The organism is Streptococcus sp. CCH5-D3 (assembly GCF_001556435.1).
GTDB lineage: Bacteria > Bacillota > Bacilli > Lactobacillales > Streptococcaceae > Streptococcus.
On sequence record NZ_LSIW01000028.1, the window covers coordinates 41,423 to 59,789 of the forward strand.

An 18,367-nucleotide genomic window follows, 5' to 3' on the forward strand; every position below is an offset into this window, starting at 1 on the left:
CAGTACCTATTGGTGCTGTTTTTTTGTTAGAGTTATGAAAAACTTAAGGAAAGTTTAGTAGACTAAATCTAAATAAAATAAGATCAAAGCACTAGATGATTACGTCTATTTTAGATATAATGATAAAACTTAGTCAAAGTGTTATTTGTATCTTTGACACCTAACAAGGGGGATAACTATGATTAAAATACTACTAGTAGAAGATGATTTGAGTTTGTCGAACTCAGTTTTTGATTTTTTAGATGACTTTGCTGATGTGATGCAAGTCTTTGATGGAGATGAAGGTCTCTACGAAGCTGAAAGTGGCGTCTATGATTTGATTCTTTTAGACCTTATGTTACCTGAAAAAGATGGTTTCACGGTTCTTAGAGAATTACGTGAAAAAGGTGTAACAACTCCTGTACTTATCATGACGGCTAAGGAAAGTCTAGATGATAAGGGTCATGGCTTTGAACTGGGTGCAGACGACTATCTAACCAAACCTTTCTATTTAGAAGAGTTGAAGATGCGTATTCAAGCACTTTTGAAACGATCTGGTAAATTTGACCAAAACACACTTTCTTTTGGTGATGTTCGTGTCAATCTTGCTACAAATTCAACCTTTGTGGGGGATAAAGAAGTAGAACTTCTTGGTAAAGAGTTTGATTTATTAGTTTACTTCTTACAAAATCAAAACGTAATTTTGCCTAAGTCACAAATTTTTGACCGTCTTTGGGGATTTGATAGTGATACCACAGTATCAGTTGTTGAGGTTTATGTTTCTAAAATTCGTAAGAAACTTAAAGGAACAGACTTTGCTGCCAATCTCCAAACCTTGAGAAGTGTGGGGTATATTTTGAAGAATGCTGACTAAATTTTTCAATTATCTCTTTAGGAGAATCAAGTCAGACGGATTTAAGTCGTTCATTCATTTCTTTGCCACTTTTTCTGGTATTTTCCTTATCATGACTGTCATGATTTTGCAGATTCTGAGTTACGGCGTTTATTCCAATGTGGACTCTAGTCTGAAAATGGCAGCCACTAAAACCAATTCTTATTTAGAAATGGAAATGCTAAAACGGGAACTTTTTCTGACTTCTGAGGTAGATCAAAATAATACGACAACCATTTACCAAGCCTATGATACTAAAGAGTCGACAGCTGAAACACCTGACTCGAGTGGCTCTAAGAAAGAGCCTAAGAAGAAATCAAAAATTGAAGATACCCCTCACGATTTATCTGTTGCGGCAAATACTAGTGTCTTGGTACTTGATAAGAATGGAAAAGTCCTTAATGTTGTTGATAAATTTTCAAGCTTATCCAATTTACCAATAGACAAAAATAACATTGATGTTATCAGCAAGGGAAGTGCTCAGAATTATTTCGATCAAACGGAAAAGTACCGTCTGATTACTGAAAAAGTAGATAATAGCCTCTATCCTGATGCTAAGTACCTTGTTATTGCGATTAATACAACTCAATTGGAAGAAGCCACTGAACGTTATGTTAAGCTAATTGTCATCATGATGAGTTTCTTCTGGCTTTTATCTGTTGCGGCTAGTATGTATTTGGCTAAGTGGTCAAGACGTCCTATCCAGGAAAGCTTGGAGAAGCAGAAGGCTTTTGTTGAGAATGCTAGCCATGAGTTACGGACACCGCTTGCTGTGATTCAAAACAGATTAGAAGTTCTTTTCCGCAAGCCTGAGAGCACCATTCTAGATAATTCAGAGAATATTGCTTCAAGTCTTGATGAAGTACGCAACATGCGTCTTTTGACGACTAATCTTTTGAACTTGGCTCGTCGTGACGATGGTATTAAACCAGAAATCGAAACCTTAGAACCTGCTTTCTTTGATACAGTCTTTACCAACTATGCCATGATTGCAGAAGAAAATGAGAAAGGTTTCACGGCTCAAAACCAAGTTGGTCGTCCAATCCAGACTGATAAAACGTTATTGAAACAGTTAATGACCATCTTATTTGATAATGCGATTAAATATACGGAAGATGACGGACATGTTACCTTTACTGTCCGCACTAATGACCGGCATCTTTATATTTCTGTAGCTGATAATGGTCCTGGAATATCAGATAGTGATAAGAAAAAAATCTTTGATCGCTTTTATCGCGTAGATAAGGCTAGAACCAGACAAAAAGGTGGGTTTGGACTTGGCTTATCCCTAGCGCAACAAATTGTTTTAGCCCTTAAAGGAACAATTGTTGTTAAAGATAATCAACCAAAGGGAACGATTTTTGAAGTTAAGATCACCGGAGTTTAATTAATAAAGAAAACCTGCTAGACGATAATCTAGCAGGTTTTTTAGGTAATAAAAAAACTCCTAAATGGAGCTTTCAATTAGTTAGCCAATTTAGCTGCAAGACGTGATTTATCGCGGCTTGCTTTGTTTTTATGAATCAAACCTTTAGAAGCGGCTTTATCGATGCTAGCTGATGCAGCACGGTAAGCTTCTTCAGTTGGGTTAGCGTTGAATGCTTTAATAGCAGTACGCAAAGCTGATTTTTGAGCTGAGTTTTTTTCGTTTTGTTTAACGTTAAGTTCAGCGCGTTTGATAGCTGATTTAATATTTGCCAATGTTTTCACCTCCAAAATTTATCTAACTATGTCATTATACGTTATTTTAGGCCCCTTGGCAAGCTTTTTCTATTTTTTTAAGTGGATGAAGTCGATTTTATGATTGTCTCCCTTGTGAAGAATCAGTTCAGCTCGACTTCGTGTAGGTTCGATATAATTTTCCAGGTTAACCAAATTGATATCACGCCAGGTTTTTTGTGCTAAAGATAAAGCTTCATCCTTACTAAATTTAGTGAAACGATGGTAGTAGTTGTTTTCATCTTTTTTGGCGAGCTCAAGAAGGGTTTGAAAACGTTCGAGATACCAGGATTCGATATTATTAACTTCAGCGTCAATGAAGAGAGAAAAATCGAAATAGTCACTCATGTAGAGCCGTTGGTTAATAGGGTTCTGGAAAACATTAATCCCTTCGACAATTAAAAAATTAGGCTGTCTGATTTCTTGGGTAAGTCCTGGTACAATATCATAAATTTCATGAGAGTAAACAGGAATATTGACATCACCACCATTTTTTATAGTATCTAAAAAGTTGAGAAGAAGTGGCATATCGTAGGACTCAGGGAAGCCCTTACGATTAAGGATGCCTTTTTCTTTCAAGGTTTGGTTAGGATAGAGAAAGCCATCAGTTGTCACAAGTTCAACATTAGATTGGGGAAAGGTACGCTGCAACAAGAGTTGAAGCAAACGACTGGTAGTGGATTTGCCAACAGCAACTGAACCAGATACCCCAATAATAAATGGACGGTTAGTCTGTGATTTTTGTAAAAAGATACTCTTAGAAAAGGTTAGATCGTTGGCAGTTTTCTGATAGATACGAATGAGATTGATAAGGGGAAGATAAATGTCACTAACTTCTTGCACATCAATCTTATCATTAAGGCTTCGAATGGAATCCAGTTCTTCTGCAGTCAATGGGGCATTGTCCTCTTTATGAAGGCGTTGCCATTCCTTGCGTGATATCGTTTCGAAATTGATAAATTCATTTAGCATAAATAATATTATAGCAGAAAAAAAGGTCGAATGTAAGCCTTGTCATTTCACTAGCCTTACTTTGCTATTTATGATACGATAAAGAAAAAGTACTATCTAGAAGGAAAAAATAATGTCAAAAATGTATTATGCTGAGACGCCAGATGCGGCTCATGATATTCATGATTTAAAGGTTAATTTATTAGGAGAAAGTTTTCAGTTTTATACAGATGCTGGGGTTTTCTCTAAAAAAATGATTGATTTTGGGAGTCAAGTGCTTTTGAGTGCATTGGATTTGGAAGCTGGCAAAACGCTTTTAGATGTGGGTTGTGGCTATGGTCCTCTCGGTATCAGTTTAGCCAAGGTCCAAGGAGTTAAAGTCACTATGATCGACATCAATAGTAGGGCGATTGATTTAGCTAGACAAAATGCTCAACGAAATAAGGTTGAAGCTACTATCTTCCAATCAAATATCTATGAAAATGTCACTGGAAGTTTTGACTATATTATTTCTAATCCACCTATCCGTGCGGGCAAGAAGGTGGTTCATCAAGTTATCGAGGAGGCATATGATTATCTCAATCAAGGTGGTAACCTAACTATTGTTATTCAGAAAAAACAAGGTGCTCCGTCAGCTAAGGCTAAGATGGAGGATGTGTTTGGTAATGCTGAAGTCGTTAAAAAGGCTAAAGGATATTATATCCTTAGAAGTGAGAAATTATGAGAACAGTTGATTTAATTGAAAAGAAAAGAGATGGTGGCGAGTTAAGCACAGAGGAAATTTCATATCTCATTAATGGCTATGTGTCTGGGGAAATACCAGACTATCAGATAGCTGCTTTGGCGATGGCGATTTATTATCAAGGTATGTCTATTCGTGAAATCCATGATTTGACCACTGATATGGTTGCTTCAGGTGAACAATATGATTTGTCAGAAATTCCAGGTGTTAAGGTAGATAAACATTCGACCGGTGGTGTTGGCGATAAGGTAACCATCATCCTTATGCCACTTGTAGCTAGCTTTGGTGTTCCAGTAGCTAAGATGAGTGGTCGTGGTCTTGGACATACAGGTGGAACGATTGACAAATTAGAGTCTATCAAAGGCTATCAGGTTGAGCGTAGCAAGGAAGAGTTCATTCAGCAAGTTAAAGACATTGGAATTTCCCTCATTGGTCAGTCTGAGCATTTAGTTAAGGCTGATAAACTTCTTTATGCCTTGCGTGATGTCACTGCAACAGTAGATTCCATTCCTCTAATCGCAAGCTCTGTTATGTCCAAAAAAATTGCAGCAGGTGCTGATAAGATTTTACTAGATGTTACTGTTGGTCAAGGTGCTTTCATGAAAAACATGTCTGATGCTGAAAAATTGTCAGAGACCATGGTTGCATTAGGACATGAGGTTAATCGTGAAACAATTGCAGTTATAACAGATATGAGCCAGCCACTAGGTAAAGCTATTGGTAACCGCTTAGAAATCACTGAGGCTATTGAAATTATGCAAGGTAAGGGACGTGAAGATATCACTGACTTTATCTGTGAGTTAGCTGAGATACTATTAGATTTAGCTCAAGTTGAAGCTAGTCAGGAAGAGATTCGTCAGCACTTAGTGGGTGGAAAAGCCCTTGCTAAGTTTGAAGAACTCATTCAAGCTCAGGGTGGTGATTTGACTGATCTTTATCGTCATAGCAGTGCTCCTGTCGTTACAGATATTTATGCCCATAAAACAGGTTACATTAAAGAGTTGCCTGCTATGGCGTTTGGGAAATTTGCCATGCAATTGGGAGCAGGTCGAGCTACTAAGTCAGATAGTCTTAATTATGAAACGGGAATTGTATTTGAAAAGAAAGTTGGCGATGCAGTAGCTCAAGGAGACCTTATTGCCAGGGTCTATAGTCAAGAAATTTTATCTGAAAAAAAGCTGACTGAATTTGAAAAAAATGTTATTATTGATAGTGAATGTAAAGAAACGACAGAAATATTAAAGATAATTCGCTAATCCTTAATTTTATACTAATCAAGGAGTTTTGTTTATGTCTGTTAATAGCTATATTGACCATACCTTACTAAAAGCTGATGCTAATAAAGAACAGATTCTTTCCCTAATTGATGAGGCTAAGAAGTATGAGTTTGCCAGTGTCTGTGTTAATCCAACTTGGGTTAAAACGGCAGCTGAATTGCTTAAAGATAGTTCTGTTAAAGTTTGTACAGTTATTGGTTTCCCTTTGGGAGCATCGACCTCTGCAGTTAAGGCTTTTGAAGCCAAGGATGCTATTGCCAATGGTGCAGATGAAGTTGATATGGTAATCAATATCGGTGCTCTTAAATCTAGAAATCTTAAATTAGTCGAAGACGACATTAAAGCTGTTGTTGAAGCTAGTGGAAGAAAACTTGTAAAGGTTATTATTGAAACTTGTCTTCTGACCGATGAAGAAAAGGTCGAAGCTTGCCAATTAGCAAAACTGGCAGGTGTAGATTTTGTGAAGACCTCTACTGGTTTTTCTACTGGTGGCGCAACAATTGAAGATATTGAACTTATGCGAGAGGCTGTTGGTCCTACTATGGGAGTCAAGGCATCTGGTGGAGCACGCACACTTGAGGCGGCTCAAGCCTTTATCAAAGCTGGTGCAACCCGTATTGGTACTTCGTCAGGAGTTGCCATTATGAAAGGTCAAGAAAGCCATGATAGCTACTAAAAAAGAGCAAGTAATAAAAGCAGCACAAGAAGCAGCTGAAAATGCCTATGTTCCCTATTCTCGTTTTAGAGTTGGAGCAGCATTGCTTACAAAGGATGGGCAAATTTTTCAAGGGTGTAATATTGAGAATGCCTCATTCGGATTGACCAATTGTGCAGAAAGGACAGCCATTTTTAAGGCGGTATCCGAAGGGTACAGAGATTTTGAATGTCTTGCAGTCTACGGAGATACCAAAAATCCCATCTCACCATGTGGTGCTTGTCGCCAAGTAATGGTTGAATTTTTAAAATCTGATTCTAAAGTGATTCTTATCGCTGAAGATAACTCGACAGTCGAGATGACAGTCGGAGAGTTGTTACCATACTCTTTTACGGACTTACAATAGTCTAGTTGTTTTATTCTTTATTAAGCAAGTTTTCTTGCAAGTTATAGGAGGAGTGTTCAAGATGAAATTGAACAAGAAAATTATCGGACTTGGCCTTGTTGCTGTAGCAGCGCTTGGTCTTGCAGCATGTGCACGTGGCGGACGCGGTGGATCATCAGCTGATTCAAAAGTTAAAGCTGCTATCGTTACTGATACTGGTGGGGTTGATGATAAATCATTTAACCAATCAGCATGGGAAGGTCTTCAAGCTTGGGGTAAAGCTAACAAACTTGAAAAAGATTCTGGCTACAATTACTTCCAATCTGGTTCAGAGTCTGACTTTGCAACTAACTTGTCTTCAGCACAAAGTCAAGGCTACAATCTCATCTTTGGTGTTGGTTTTGCTCTTCATGATGCAGTAGCAGACGCAGCTAAAGAACACGAAGATGTGAACTATGTAATTATTGACGATGTTATTAAAGATCAAAAGAACGTTGAGAGTGTTTTGTTTGCCGATAATGAAGGGGCTTACCTTGCAGGTATCGCAGCAGCTATGCAATCAAAAACAAATAAAGTTGGTTTCATTGGTGGTCAAACATCAGATACAATTACACGTTTTGAAGCTGGTTTCACAGCAGGTGCTAAATCTGTAAAACCAGACATCGATGTACAAGTTCAATATGCTGAATCATTCTCAGACGCTGCTAAAGGTACAACAATTGCTTCAACTATGTACGCTTCAGGCGTTGACGTAATCTATCAAGCAGCTGGTGGTACTGGTACTGGTGTCTTCACAGCAGCTAAAGAAGTTAACGAAAAACTTGATGCTGACAGCGATAAGAAAGTTTGGGTAATCGGTGTTGACCGTGACCAAAATGCAGAAGGTAACTATACATCTTCAGACAAGAAAAAATCTAACTTTGTTTTGACTTCAACAATCAAACAAGTTGGTACAGTTGTTAAAGATATTGCTAACGGACAAGTCAAAGGCGATAAATTCGAAGGTGGTAAAACTAAGACTTACGGTATCAAAGACGGTGGTGTTGACATTGTAACGTCTAATCTTCCTTCAGATATCAAGGATGCAGTAGAAAAAGCTAAAGAACAAATCAAGAATGGTGAATTGAAACCAACTGATGGTCTTAGCAAATAATAGTTAAGTATAAGTCTTTATAGAACTTAAACTGAGACAAATTTTTGTCTCAGCAAAGGGAAGCAGTTAATGATCCCCTTTGCTGAAATAAAAATTATTCTTGGAAGGAGATTGTATGACGAAGCCAAATGTCATTGAGATGCACGATATTACCAAAAAATTTGGTGAATTCGTGGCAAATGACCATATCAATCTTGATGTGAGACAAGGAGAGATCCATGCCCTCCTCGGTGAAAATGGTGCAGGTAAGTCAACTTTAATGAATATGCTTTCAGGTCTTTTGCAACCTACGAGCGGTACCATTAAGGTTAAAGAACAAGAGGTGACGATTGATTCACCATCTAAAGCAACGAAACTGGGGATTGGGATGGTTCACCAACACTTTATGTTGGTTGAAGCTTTTACAGTTGCTGAAAATATCATCCTGGGTAGTGAGGTAACTAAAGCTGGTGGTGTCCTTGATATGAAGAAGGCTATCAAGGAAATTACTGAACTCTCTGAAAGATACGGTCTTGCGGTAGATCCAACTGCCAAAGTTGCAGATATCTCTGTTGGTGCTCAACAGCGTGTTGAAATCCTTAAGACTTTGTATCGTGGGGCTGATATTTTGATCTTCGATGAGCCGACTGCGGTATTGACTCCGTCTGAAATTACTGAACTTCTAAACATTATGAAGACCTTGGTTAAGGAAGGCAAGTCAATTATTCTGATTACCCATAAGTTGGATGAAATTCGAGCAGTTTCTGACCGTGTCACTGTCATTAGACGTGGTAAATCAATTGATACGGTAACGATTGAAGGGTCAACAAATGCTGACTTGGCCGAAATGATGGTTGGCCATCAGGTTTCCTTCAAGACAGAGAAAATTCCTTCAAATCCAAAAGAAGTTGTTCTTTCTATTAAAGATTTGGTGGTTAACGAGAACCGAGGAATTCCTGCTGTTAAAAATCTATCATTAGATGTTCGTGCTGGTGAGATCATCGGTATTGCCGGTATCGATGGCAATGGTCAGACAGAACTTGTCCAAGCGATTACAGGACTTCGTAAAGTTAAGTCAGGTGATATAACCATCAAGGGTGAATCGATTATTCATAAGACAACTCGTCAGATTACTGAAATGAGTGTTGGTCATATTCCTGAAGATCGTCACCGTGATGGTATGGTCCTTGAAATGACAGTTGCTGAAAATATCGCTCTTCAAACCTACTACAAAGAGCCAAATTCTAAGAATGGTATCTTGAACTATAATGTCATCAATGCTAAAGCGCGTGAATTGATGAAAGAGTTTGATGTTCGTGGTGCAGGAGAGTTAATTGCTGGTGGTGAATTGTCAGGTGGTAACCAACAAAAAGCTGTTATCGCTCGTGAGATTGACCGTGACCCAGGACTTCTTATTGTAAGTCAACCAACTCGAGGTCTTGACGTTGGTGCCATTGAGTACATCCGTAAACGTATTATCGCAGAACGTGATAAAGGTAAGGCTGTGATTGTTGTCAGCTTTGAATTGGATGAAATTCTTGATATGTCAGACAGAATTGCGGTTATCTATGATGGTGCAATTCAGGGAATTCTAGATCCTGCTGAAACGAATAAGCAAGATCTTGGTATTCTTATGGCTGGTGGACAATTGAATAAGGAGGAAGCAAATGTCTAAAAAAGTACAAAATTGGGCAGTTCCTTTAATTGCTGTCCTCTTGGGAATGCTGATTGGAGCCGTTTTGATGTTGATTTTCGGTTACGATCCATTCTGGGCTTACTATGATCTTTTCACAACGGCCTTCGGCTCATTGAAAAATATTGGTGAAATTCTTCGCGCCATGAGTCCGCTGATTCTGATTGCACTAGGATTCTCTGTTGCATCTAAGGCAGGTTTCTTTAACGTTGGTTTGCCAGGACAAGCCTTGGCAGGATGGGTTTCTGCCGTATGGTTTGCTTTGTCATTCCCTGACTTACCAAAGGTGATTTCAGTTATCTGTACAGTCATTATCGGTCTGGTTGCAGGTGGTATCGCTGGGGCTATTCCAGGTATTCTCCGTGCTTACTTGGGAACTAGTGAGGTCATTGTTACCATCATGATGAACTACATCATTTTGTATGTAGCAAACAATATTATTCGCTTTGGATTTACAGCTGATATGTTGCGTTCTTCAGAAGCTTCTAACAAGGTTGTAGCCTCAGCTAGTTATCAAACAGAGTATTTATCTCAAATAACTGGTGGTTCGCGTTTCAATATTGGTTTCTTCCTGGCTCTTGCAGCTGCCTTCTTAGTTTGGTTCTTGCTTAAGAAAACAACAACTGGTTTTGAAATCACATCTGTAGGTCTTAATCCTCATGCTTCAGAGTATGCAGGGATGTCATCTAAACGTGTTATTATCATGTCAATGATTATCTCAGGTGCTCTATGTGGTCTTGGAGGTACAGTAGAAGGACTTGGTACATTCCAAAATGTCTTCGTTCAAAACGCTTCATTGGCTATCGGTTGGAACGGTATGGCGGTTGCGCTTTTAGCGTCTAACTCACCTATCGGTATCCCATTTGCCGCCCTTCTTTATGGTGTTTTGTCTATTGGTAAGAGTGGTATGATTGGTGTTCCACCTGAAATTATCGATGTTGTTTCAGCCTTGATTATCTTCTTTGTTGGTGCTAATTACATCATTAGATATTGGGTTCGCCCTCGTCATAAATCAGTGAAAGCTAAAGGAGGACAAAACTAATATGGACTTTATTACAATTATAGCCTTAATTGTTGCCTCTATGTTGAAATATTCAGCACCATTGATTTTTACAAGTATCGGTGGAACTTTCTCTGAACGAGGCGGTATCGTAAATGTCGGCCTTGAAGGAATTATGGTAATTGGTGCTTTCGCAGGTGTTCTCTTTAACTTGACTTTTGCAGAAAGTTTTGGAGATGCGACACCTTGGATTGCTGCGATTGTAGCAGGTCTGGTTGGTGTTCTCTACTCATTGCTCCATGCTGTTGCGACAATTAACTTCCGAGCTGACCATGTTGTCTCTGGTACAGTGTTGAACCTTATCGCACCATCTTTGGCAGTGTTCTTGACACGTGTTATCTATGGTGCTGGTCAAACACCTGCTATCAGTCATAACTTTAAGACTGTATCCTTCCCAATCTTGGATCATGTCCCTTTCTTGGGTAAAGTTTTCTTCACTAATGTTTCTTTGGTAGCATATGTTGCTATCTTGGTTTCAGTAGCATCATGGTGGCTCATCTTTAAGACTCGCTTTGGTTTACGACTTCGCTCAGTTGGTGAACACCCACAGGCAGCAGATACACTTGGGATTAACGTCTATCGTATGCGTTACTATGGCGTCATGATTTCGGGCTTCCTTGGTGGTGTTGGTGGTGCGGTTTATGCACAATCAATCTCAAACAACTTTGCCGTTACAACAATTGCAGGTCCTGGTTTCATCGCCTTGGCTGCTATGATTTTCGGCCGTTGGAGTCCAATTGGAGCTATGCTCTCAAGTTTGTTCTTTGGATTGTCACAATCATTGGCAATCATTGGAAAACAGCTTCCACTCATTTCACATGTACCAAATGTGTATTTGCAAATTGCACCATATATCTTGACAATTATTGTCTTGGCTGCTTTCTTCGGTAAAGCCGTTGCACCTAAAGCAGATGGTGTTAACTATATCAAATCTAAATAGGCACTCTACAGTGTCTCAGATAAGAAGGTCTATCGGCCTTCTTTTTTATTCGAATAAAAAAGCTTGTCAATACTAAATAAAGTAGGTATGACAAGCTTTTGTTTTTATGAAAAATGTGGGTTAAAGACCTTCTCGTGACCAATAGTGGTATCCCATCCATGTCCTGGGAAAACTCTGTAGTGGTTAGGAAGCGTAAAGAGTTGCTCTTGAATACTAGTGAGTAATTGTTCGTAGTTACCTGATGGAAGGTCCCAGCGTCCAATTGTTTCTTTAAAGAGGGCATCACCAGAAAATACAGTTTCTTCTCTATCAAAGATAAAAGAAACACCTCCAATAGAGTGTCCTGGAGTTGGAACAACTTTAAACTGAAAGTTCTTGATGTTATAATTTTCAGTAAAATCGAAGTAGTGTTCTGCAGGATTGACAATAACGTCTTCCATATCGTCGTGACGTGGGAGTCCAGATAAATTATCAATAGGACTCATCAACCAGTCTTTTTCAGCTTCAGTAACATAAACAGGAGGATTATAAGCCTGACGGACTGCCTCAACACTCATAATGTGGTCGTAGTGTGTATGTGTCAAAAGGATAGCAGCAACTGGTTTGTCGATTGCTTTAAGTTCAGCTAAGATAGCAGAAGTATCACTTCCTGGATCAATGACTAGACAGGCTGTATCGTTTTCTAAAATATAGGTGTTTTCCTGAGCAACAGGATTTAAAATTCGTCTTATTTTCATAGTTCTAGTGTAGCATGAATTTCAGGCTTTTTCCAATATCAGAATGGTGGCTTTGTCTTTTTTTGGTGCTTTGTATATGCTATAATAAGGTCACTATGAGTGAAAAAAACACGAATAAATATGCCATTGTTGATTTGGAAGCAACCTCCGCTTCGTCAACGGCTAGTATTATACAGGTGGGAATTGTTATCATGCAAAATGGTCAGGTGGTTGACGAATTTGCGAGTGATGTTAACCCACACCAGGAACTCGATGAGCACATTATTCATTTAACAGGAATTTCCGATCAGCAGTTGGCCCAAGCACCAGATTTTTCAGAAATTGCCAGAACAATTTTTGAACTGATTGAGGACTGTATTTTTGTTGCCCATAATGTTAAATTTGATGCCAATTTGCTTGCAGAGGCACTTTTTATGGAGGGTTTCGAATTAAGGACGCCTCGTGTTGATACGGTCGAATTGGCTCAGGTCTTTTATCCAACGTTCGAACAATATAAGTTATCTCATTTATCCAAGGTTCTTAATCTTGACTTAGCTCAAGCCCATACTGCTATTGAAGATGCGAGAGCGACCGGACAGCTTTTGTTTCATTTGATGGATAAGATTGCCAGCTTACCTAGACAGACCATTGAGATGCTTTTGACTTTTTCAGATAATCTTCTTTTTGAGACAGAGTTGGTTATTCGTGATGCTATAAGAGGTCAAAATTTAGGTCTTTCAAAGGAATATGTCATGCTTGAAGAATCTGGAATTGTTCTTCGTAGACCTGTGGCTTATAAGGCGGAACGAAAACTGTCTCAAGATTTTGCTACCAATATTGCTCTTTTGGATTTAGAGTCAAGACCCAAACAAAGAGAGTTTGCTGAGGCAGTAAGGAAGGAGTTTGATAATACTGCTATTTCCATGATTCAGGCTCAGACTGGAATTGGGAAAACCTATGGCTATTTGCTTCCCTTGTTAGCACAAGCCGATGTCGATAAAGTGGTGGTGGCTGTTCCAACCAAGCTTCTTCAAAATCAGATTATGAATCAGGAAGCTAAAGCCTTATCGGATGTCTTTAATATTAACTTTCATAGTCTCAAAGGACCTCAGAATTATATCAAGTTGGATGCCTTCTACCAAACCTTACTTCGTCAGGATAGTAACCGTTTGATTAATCGTTACAAAATGCAACTCTTGGTTTGGTTGACTGAAACGGAGACAGGGGATCTTGATGAAATCAGACAAAAACAGCGCTATATGGCCTATTTTGATGAGATTAAGCACGATGGTAAGTTAAAGGTGGATAGTCTTTTTGCTGAATATGATTTTTGGCAACAGTCCTACCAAAAAGCCCAAGAAGCTAGGGTAGTTGTGACCAATCATGCTTATCTTTTGACGCGTATGGAAGATGATCATGATTTTGTTCGAGGAAAAAATCTTGTGATTGATGAGGGACAAAAGATGGTTCTGGCTTTGGAACAATTTTCACGTCATCAAGTCAATCTTACAGTGCTTTTGCAACATATCCATCGTATTCTTGATAGTGGTAATCAAACCTTACTTCAACAACGCTTGCTCGAAAATTTGCAGTTTGAAGTTAGCCATCTAATCCAAGAACACCAACAATTTCCTCAGAAGCAGTATAATCGCCAGCAATTAGATCGTTTGCTACAAACCATTTCTGAACTGGAAGGTGAAAGTGATTTGATGGAGATGTTGTCTCCACTGAAGACACCCCTTTACAGCCATTTTTGGCTTGAAACAGACTATTATCAGGAACATCGTGTGACTTATTTAAAGGCGTCACGTCAAGAACTCTTAGAACTTTCAGCTTATCTACCAAGTGCTCAAAAAGTGATAATTGTTTCAGCAACTATTGATGTAGGACCTGATGTTGATGTGGCTGATTTGTTGGGCTTAAAACAGGTACGTAAGGTTAACCTTCCAATGGACACTTTACCCAATCAAGCTATTTGGATTGATCAAAGCATGCCTATGATTGGAGTTTCTTCTGAGGAGGAGTATGAAGTTGCTCTTGCAAAGCGTCTCCAGAAGCTATCTGAAATGGAATATCCAATTTTAGTACTATTCACGTCTCGAAAGAGTATGATGGCTGTTTCGGATTTATTGGATCATAGGGAAGTGCGTCACCTAACTCAAGAGAAAAATGGGACAGCTTTTAATGTCAAAAAACGTTTTGATAGAGGTGAGACCAATCTCCTTCTTGGTATGGGGTCATTCTGGGAAGGCGTTGACTTTGCTCAACAAGATAGGGTAATTGAGGTTATTGCACGTCTGCCGTTTGACAATCCTAAGGATCCTTTCTATCAAAAGATTGAATCTTGGTTTTCTAAGCAAGGAAAGAGTACCTTTGAGAGTTACAGTCTTCCAATGACGGTTTTACGTTTCAAACAAGCTATCGGACGTGCCCAAAGACGCCCAGAACAGCGTTCAGCTATTCTTCTTATGGACAATCGCCCACTCGTTAAGAGCTATGGAAAACTATTTCTAAAAGAAGTCACACAAGAAGTGGCGCTTAAGTATGCTAAGTTTGAGCAAGTCAAAGAGGATATTAAGGATTTCTTAGAAAAAGAAAGTTAACTTTTTAAAACAAACCTTTTCTAAGATTACTCAGGCTTTATGAATTTTACTGAGTTATAAAAAAGATAGACTTAATTGCTCAATACTAGCTATATTGCTATGTAAAGATTTATCATTTTCTGATATAATAAATTCAGAAACTTTTTTAGGAGGCATTATGCGTAAACAACGTTCACCTTGGACAAAAAAGCAACAGCTCATTTTTGGAATAATTGTAATCGTTGTGACCTTAATTGCCTCTGTGACTGCTATTCTTATTGTAGCGACTAAGCCTTACGTAGACGCTGAAAAGAAGGTTATTGCCATAGCAGAGAGCAAAGCAGACATAAGGACCGTTACTGAATTTGATATTTACCATGGTGAGTCTACCTATTACGGACTTCTTGGAAAGTCTAGTCAAGGTGAGAAGCTGGCTGTTATCATGAGTCCTGATTCAGGTGTGGTTGATATCTACAAGCAATCTGATGGTATTAGTAAGTCAGTCGCTAAGAAAGCTGCTAAGGCCTATGGTGCTAAGGAGATATCCTATGTCCACCTAGGAAAATATGGCAAAACTCCTATTTGGGAAGTGAAGTCAGGAACCCAGTATTATCTGGTTGATTTTATCTCAGGTCAGGTTATTAAAGTGGAAGGACTATAATGAAATGACAAAATTATCAAATCGTGTATTACAAATGGAAGAAAGTGTTACTTTAGCTGCCAGTGCGCGTGCTAAAGCTCTTAAAGCTCAAGGACGTGATATCTTGAGTTTGACACTTGGTGAACCAGATTTTGTAACACCTAAGAACATTCAAGATGCGGCCATTGCTTCTATTGAAAATGGTAAAGCAAGTTTTTATACCGTGGCTTCTGGACTTCCGGAACTCAAGGATGCGATCAGCACTTACATGGAAAATTTCTATGGTTATGCTGTGAAACCAAATGAGGTTGTTGTCGGCACTGGTGCTAAGTTTATCTTATATGCTTTCTTTGCTACGGTCATTAATCCTGGTGATGAAGTCATTATTCCAACACCTTGCTGGGTTTCTTACGTAGACCAAGTTAAAATGGTTGAGGGTGTTCCGGTTACTTTCCAAACGACTGAAGCTAATCACTTTAAAGCAACGGTTGAACAGCTTGAAGCTGCTCGAACTGAAAAAACTAAGGTTGTCTTGCTTAATTCTCCATCAAATCCAACAGGAATGATTTACAGCAAGGAAGAATTGCAAGCAATCGGTGACTGGGCGGTTGAGCACGATATCTTGATTTTAGCAGATGATATCTATGGACGTTTGGTCTATAATGGCAATACTTTCACCCCAATTTCAAGCTTGTCAGATGCGATTCGTAAGCAAACAATTGTGATTAATGGTGTTTCTAAGACCTATGCTATGACAGGTTGGCGCGTGGGATTTGCTGTAGGAGATCCAGAAATTATTTCAGGAATGGCGAAGATTATTAGCCAAACAACATCAAATCTTACAGCAGTTTCTCAATACGCTGCTATTGAAGCCTTAACTGGTGATCAGTCTTCTATCGAAGAAATGCGTCAGGCCTTTGAAGAACGTTTGAATACAATTTATCCACTCCTAGCTGAAGTACCTGGTTTTGAAGTCATCAAACCTCAGGGTGCCTTTTACCTCTTCCCTAATGTTAAAAAAGCGATGGAAATCAAGGGTTATACAGATGTCAATGATTTTACAAACGCTATTCTTGAAGAGGCTGAAGTGGCTTTGGTAACAGGTGCAGGATTCGGGGCACCTGAAAATATTCGTCTTAGCTATGCAACAGACTTGGATACTTTGAAAGAAGCAGTCCGCCGAATCAAAGCCTTTATGGAAAAATAGAATTAAAATAGATCAAAAGAAAAGAGAAGTAATTACATGTCTAAACAATTAGTTTCAATTATTGATGTGCCTAAATACGTGGGTGAAGAAATCACTATCGGTGCATGGGTAGCTAACAAATCAGGTAAAGGGAAATTGGCCTTTCTTCAATTGCGTGATGGGACTGCCTTCTTCCAAGCTGTAGCTTTCAAACCTAACTTCATCGAAAAATACGGTGAAGAAGAAGGTACTGAAAAATTTGATACTGTTAAACGCCTTAGCCAAGAAACATCAGTTTATGTGACTGGTGTGGTCAAAGAAGATGAACGTTCAAAATTTGGTTACGAGTTGGATGTGACAGCAGTAGAAGTCATCGGTGAGTCACATGATTACCCAATCACACCAAAAGAACACGGAACTGACTTCTTGATGGATAATCGTCACCTTTGGTTGCGTTCGCGTAAACAAATGGCTGTCCAACAAATTCGTAATGCGATTATTTACGCAACATACGAATTCTTTGATAAAAATGGTTTCATCAAATTTGATAGTCCAATTTTGTCAGGAAATGCTGCTGAAGATTCAACAGAATTGTTTGAAACAGATTACTTTGGTACTCCTGCTTACCTAAGCCAATCTGGTCAGCTTTACCTTGAAGCTGGTGCAATGGCTCTTGGTCGTGTCTTTGATTTTGGTCCTGTTTTCCGTGCTGAAAAATCAAAAACACGTCGTCACTTGACTGAGTTCTGGATGATGGATGCTGAGTATTCATTCCTGACACATGATGAGTCACTTGACTTGCAAGAAGCTTATGTTAAAGCACTTATTCAAGGTGTGATTGATCGTGCGCCACAAGCTCTTGAAATCCTTGAACGTGATGTGGATCTTCTTAAGAAATACATTGCTGAGCCATTCAAGCGTGTGTCTTATGATGAAGCTATCGACCTTCTTCAAGCACATGAAAATGATGAAGATACAGATTACGAGCACCTCGAACATGGGGATGACTTCGGTTCACCGCACGAAACTTGGATTTCAAACTATTTTGGTGTTCCAACATTCGTTGTTAATTATCCAGCAAGCTTTAAGGCCTTCTACATGAAACCTGTTCCTGGTAATCCAGAGCGCGTTCTTTGTGCAGACCTTTTGGCTCCAGAAGGTTATGGTGAAATCATCGGTGGTTCAATGCGTGAAGATGACTATGATGCCCTTGTAGCTAAAATGGATGAACTCGGAATGGACCGTTCAGAATACGAATTCTACCTTGACCTTCGTAAATATGGTTCAGTACCACATGGTGGTTTTGGTATCGGTATTGAACGTATGGTTACTTTCGTAGCTGGCACAAAACACATTCGTGAAGCTATTCCATTCCCACGTATGTTGCACCGTATCAAACCATAAGTAAAATTCTCTAGGAGTGCAAAAGTATGAAAAGATGGTTTCTTGGTCTATTGGCCTTACTTTGTATGGTTTCGATGGTAGCTTGTAGCAAGTCTGCTCCCTCACTAGAGGGTGAATGGCAGGCACAAGATGCCTTAAAGAAGGATTATACTATTGTCTTCAAGAAAGATAAGGTCAAGATTGGTGATCAGGATTATAACTATACAGTGGATGGTCCCAAGTCTAAAGATGACTTTACCTATTATTCGCTAAAAGTAAAAGATCAGGGGAAAGAGACGTTTTATACGGTATTTTTCCCAACTAAATCCAAAGAGGTTGCTCTTTTTCTACAACCAAATGATGAGAAAGAACCTATTAAGGGTCAAATGCTCTTTGCACTTAATAAAAAAGAAAAACCAGACTACTATAGCTATG

General features: G+C 39.0%; 18 protein-coding genes. 15 read left to right on the forward strand and 3 right to left on the reverse strand.

Going from position 1 to position 18,367, the window contains the following annotated elements; all coding sequences use genetic code 11:
- Nucleotides 1–178: 178 nt before the first annotated feature.
- Together AX662_RS01030 and AX662_RS01035 are read left to right on the forward strand one after the other, a co-directional pair.
- The gene (locus tag AX662_RS01030; protein WP_002891134.1) at nucleotides 179–853 is read left to right on the forward strand and encodes a response regulator transcription factor; all 675 of its coding nucleotides are present in this window, start codon (nucleotides 179–181) and stop codon (nucleotides 851–853) included.
- On the forward strand, nucleotides 843–2,258 hold the full coding sequence (locus tag AX662_RS01035; RefSeq protein WP_004182392.1) for a sensor histidine kinase: 1,416 nt from the start codon (nucleotides 843–845) through the stop codon (nucleotides 2,256–2,258). Before AX662_RS01030 ends, AX662_RS01035 begins: the two co-directional genes overlap by 11 nt.
- Nucleotides 2,259–2,335: 77 nt before the next feature.
- Here AX662_RS01035 and rpsT read toward each other — a convergent pair whose 3' ends face one another.
- Entirely contained in the window at nucleotides 2,336–2,572 is a 237-nt protein-coding gene (rpsT, locus tag AX662_RS01040) for a 30S ribosomal protein S20 (protein WP_004182129.1), read from the reverse strand.
- Between the two features lie 69 nt (nucleotides 2,573–2,641).
- Nucleotides 2,642–3,562 (reverse strand): type I pantothenate kinase, encoded by a 921-nt coding sequence (gene coaA, locus AX662_RS01045; protein ID WP_038676170.1) that lies wholly within the window; start codon nucleotides 3,560–3,562, stop codon nucleotides 2,642–2,644.
- Between the two features lie 112 nt (nucleotides 3,563–3,674).
- Between coaA and AX662_RS01050 the strand changes: the two genes are divergently transcribed.
- The 8 genes from AX662_RS01050 (at nucleotide 3,675) to AX662_RS01085 (ending at nucleotide 11,425) form a co-directional block, all read left to right on the forward strand.
- A complete protein-coding gene (locus AX662_RS01050; protein WP_014633038.1) occupies nucleotides 3,675–4,265 on the forward strand; it encodes a class I SAM-dependent methyltransferase in 591 nt (196 codons plus the stop codon).
- Nucleotides 4,262–5,539 (forward strand): pyrimidine-nucleoside phosphorylase, encoded by a 1,278-nt coding sequence (locus AX662_RS01055; protein WP_060971356.1) that lies wholly within the window; start codon nucleotides 4,262–4,264, stop codon nucleotides 5,537–5,539. The genes AX662_RS01050 and AX662_RS01055 overlap by 4 nt, the downstream gene beginning before the upstream one ends.
- A 34-nt stretch (nucleotides 5,540–5,573) precedes the next feature.
- Nucleotides 5,574–6,236 carry a deoxyribose-phosphate aldolase gene (gene deoC / locus AX662_RS01060; protein ID WP_060971357.1) on the forward strand — a complete coding sequence of 221 codons (663 nt, stop codon included), beginning with the start codon at nucleotides 5,574–5,576 and terminating at the stop codon, nucleotides 6,234–6,236.
- A complete protein-coding gene (locus tag AX662_RS01065; protein WP_060971358.1) occupies nucleotides 6,223–6,621 on the forward strand; it encodes a cytidine deaminase in 399 nt (132 codons plus the stop codon). Before deoC ends, AX662_RS01065 begins: the two co-directional genes overlap by 14 nt.
- A 67-nt stretch (nucleotides 6,622–6,688) precedes the next feature.
- Nucleotides 6,689–7,753 carry a BMP family lipoprotein gene (locus tag AX662_RS01070; protein ID WP_277753133.1) on the forward strand — a complete coding sequence of 355 codons (1,065 nt, stop codon included), beginning with the start codon at nucleotides 6,689–6,691 and terminating at the stop codon, nucleotides 7,751–7,753.
- A 115-nt stretch (nucleotides 7,754–7,868) separates the two neighbouring features.
- A complete protein-coding gene (locus AX662_RS01075; RefSeq protein ID WP_060971360.1) occupies nucleotides 7,869–9,407 on the forward strand; it encodes an ABC transporter ATP-binding protein in 1,539 nt (512 codons plus the stop codon).
- Nucleotides 9,400–10,467 (forward strand): ABC transporter permease, encoded by a 1,068-nt coding sequence (locus AX662_RS01080; RefSeq protein ID WP_004184109.1) that lies wholly within the window; start codon nucleotides 9,400–9,402, stop codon nucleotides 10,465–10,467. The genes AX662_RS01075 and AX662_RS01080 overlap by 8 nt, the downstream gene beginning before the upstream one ends.
- A gap of 1 nt (nucleotide 10,468) precedes the next feature.
- Nucleotides 10,469–11,425: an ABC transporter permease gene (locus AX662_RS01085; RefSeq protein WP_060971361.1), complete on the forward strand. Its 957-nt coding sequence runs from the start codon at nucleotides 10,469–10,471 to the stop codon at nucleotides 11,423–11,425.
- 104 nt (nucleotides 11,426–11,529) lie between these two features.
- Here AX662_RS01085 and AX662_RS01090 read toward each other — a convergent pair whose 3' ends face one another.
- Nucleotides 11,530–12,162 (reverse strand): MBL fold metallo-hydrolase, encoded by a 633-nt coding sequence (locus AX662_RS01090; RefSeq protein WP_060971362.1) that lies wholly within the window; start codon nucleotides 12,160–12,162, stop codon nucleotides 11,530–11,532.
- A gap of 95 nt (nucleotides 12,163–12,257) precedes the next feature.
- Here AX662_RS01090 and AX662_RS01095 point away from each other — a divergent pair, with 95 nt between their 5' ends.
- The 5 genes from AX662_RS01095 to AX662_RS01115 all read left to right on the forward strand — a co-directional run.
- Complete coding sequence (locus tag AX662_RS01095) at nucleotides 12,258–14,744, forward strand: bifunctional DnaQ family exonuclease/ATP-dependent helicase (RefSeq protein WP_060971363.1); 2,487 nt, start codon at nucleotides 12,258–12,260, stop codon at nucleotides 14,742–14,744.
- A 157-nt stretch (nucleotides 14,745–14,901) separates the two neighbouring features.
- Nucleotides 14,902–15,384, forward strand: coding sequence for a cell wall elongation regulator TseB-like domain-containing protein (locus AX662_RS01100; protein ID WP_037600738.1), 483 nt, complete (start codon nucleotides 14,902–14,904; stop codon nucleotides 15,382–15,384).
- A 4-nt stretch (nucleotides 15,385–15,388) separates the two neighbouring features.
- Entirely contained in the window at nucleotides 15,389–16,570 is a 1,182-nt protein-coding gene (locus AX662_RS01105; RefSeq protein ID WP_037600734.1) for a pyridoxal phosphate-dependent aminotransferase, read from the forward strand.
- A gap of 36 nt (nucleotides 16,571–16,606) precedes the next feature.
- Nucleotides 16,607–17,953: an asparagine--tRNA ligase gene (asnS, locus tag AX662_RS01110; RefSeq protein WP_037600731.1), complete on the forward strand. Its 1,347-nt coding sequence runs from the start codon at nucleotides 16,607–16,609 to the stop codon at nucleotides 17,951–17,953.
- Nucleotides 17,954–17,979: 26 nt separating this feature from the next.
- On the forward strand, nucleotides 17,980–18,367 hold a 388-nt coding region (locus AX662_RS01115), incomplete at its 3' end, for a hypothetical protein (protein WP_060971364.1).

What these genes read in the sequence shown, in the direction of transcription:
- deoC (WP_060971357.1), top strand. Translation starts at nt 5,574, where the DNA reads ATGTCTGTTAATAGCTATATTGACCATACCTTACTAAAAGCTGATGCT.
- AX662_RS01065 (WP_060971358.1), top strand. Translation starts at nt 6,223, where the DNA reads ATGATAGCTACTAAAAAAGAGCAAGTAATAAAAGCAGCACAAGAAGCA.
- asnS (WP_037600731.1), top strand. Translation starts at nt 16,607, where the DNA reads ATGTCTAAACAATTAGTTTCAATTATTGATGTGCCTAAATACGTGGGT.
- AX662_RS01050 (WP_014633038.1), top strand. Translation starts at nt 3,675, where the DNA reads ATGTCAAAAATGTATTATGCTGAGACGCCAGATGCGGCTCATGATATT.
- AX662_RS01035 (WP_004182392.1), top strand. Translation starts at nt 843, where the DNA reads ATGCTGACTAAATTTTTCAATTATCTCTTTAGGAGAATCAAGTCAGAC.
- AX662_RS01100 (WP_037600738.1), top strand. Translation starts at nt 14,902, where the DNA reads ATGCGTAAACAACGTTCACCTTGGACAAAAAAGCAACAGCTCATTTTT.
- AX662_RS01055 (WP_060971356.1), top strand. Translation starts at nt 4,262, where the DNA reads ATGAGAACAGTTGATTTAATTGAAAAGAAAAGAGATGGTGGCGAGTTA.
- AX662_RS01080 (WP_004184109.1), top strand. Translation starts at nt 9,400, where the DNA reads ATGTCTAAAAAAGTACAAAATTGGGCAGTTCCTTTAATTGCTGTCCTC.
- AX662_RS01095 (WP_060971363.1), top strand. Translation starts at nt 12,258, where the DNA reads ATGAGTGAAAAAAACACGAATAAATATGCCATTGTTGATTTGGAAGCA.
- AX662_RS01075 (WP_060971360.1), top strand. Translation starts at nt 7,869, where the DNA reads ATGACGAAGCCAAATGTCATTGAGATGCACGATATTACCAAAAAATTT.
- AX662_RS01090 (WP_060971362.1), bottom strand. Translation starts at nt 12,162, where the DNA reads ATGAAAATAAGACGAATTTTAAATCCTGTTGCTCAGGAAAACACCTAT.
- coaA (WP_038676170.1), bottom strand. Translation starts at nt 3,562, where the DNA reads ATGCTAAATGAATTTATCAATTTCGAAACGATATCACGCAAGGAATGG.
- AX662_RS01105 (WP_037600734.1), top strand. Translation starts at nt 15,389, where the DNA reads ATGACAAAATTATCAAATCGTGTATTACAAATGGAAGAAAGTGTTACT.
- AX662_RS01085 (WP_060971361.1), top strand. Translation starts at nt 10,469, where the DNA reads ATGGACTTTATTACAATTATAGCCTTAATTGTTGCCTCTATGTTGAAA.
- AX662_RS01030 (WP_002891134.1), top strand. Translation starts at nt 179, where the DNA reads ATGATTAAAATACTACTAGTAGAAGATGATTTGAGTTTGTCGAACTCA.